This window comes from Phycicoccus jejuensis (assembly GCF_000720925.1).
Classification (GTDB): Bacteria; Actinomycetota; Actinomycetes; order Actinomycetales; family Dermatophilaceae; genus Phycicoccus; species Phycicoccus jejuensis.
On sequence record NZ_JOEE01000036.1, the window covers coordinates 1 to 789 of the forward strand.

Annotated in this window: 1 protein-coding gene; it reads right to left on the reverse strand. The window is 76.2% G+C overall.

Annotated elements, in window-relative coordinates:
- The coding region (locus IG69_RS0119475) for a DUF222 domain-containing protein (protein WP_030529822.1) at positions 1 to 761 on the reverse strand (761 nt) is incomplete at its 3' end.
- Positions 762 to 789 lie beyond the last annotated feature (28 nt).

The following is a 789-nucleotide window of genomic DNA, read 5'->3' on the forward strand; positions in this document are numbered from 1 at the left end:
GTGAGGTCGGTCAGGGGGATGGTGAGGTGGAGGGTGGTGTCGGGGCCGCGGTCGGTGTCGTGGGTGCCGGTGTGCAGGGTGGTGGCGGTGGCACACACGGCGGTCAGGGCTTCGACGCGGCGTTGGCCGGCGGGGCGCAGGTCGGGTTCGCCGGTCTCGTCGTTGGGGGCGGGGGCGGACAGGGGTCCGATGGCGGCTTCGAGGGTGGCGGCCTGTTCGGGGGTCATCCACAGCTGGTACTCGGTCAGGTCCGCGGACTCGATGTGGGGCATCGAGAGGCGGGCGGCGGTGGCTAGGCAGGTGTGGAGGTCCTGCAGGGCGTCGTCGCGGCCGTGCTCGGCGAGCAGCCGGGGTCGCAGGCGGCGCATCACGGCGGGTCCGTGCTCGGCGGCCAGGGCGACCAGCCCGGCGGTCGCGGTGGGGATGGCATTGGGCTGGAGCAGGGGTGCCAGGCGGGTGGTCTCGCGCAGGACGGCGCACCCGGTGTGCGCCTCCACCTCGCCGGTCCGCACGGCGCTCCAGACGACGCCGAGGGGGCTGTCGGGGTCGGGGTCGCGGCGCTGGGTGGGGGTGTCGCCGGCGGCGACGTCGACGACGATCCGGGCCACGGCCGCGGCGCCGGACTGCCGCAGGGAGGGGGCGTGCTGCCGGACCCAGGCGTGGGTGGCGGACCCGGCGACCTCCCCGCGCCGCACGGCCTCCAGCACGACCACGACCCGGGCAGCAGAGGCCCGCGCGGCGACCTCGTCGAGCAGCTCCATCAGCTCACCCAACCCGTCCCCGCACGCT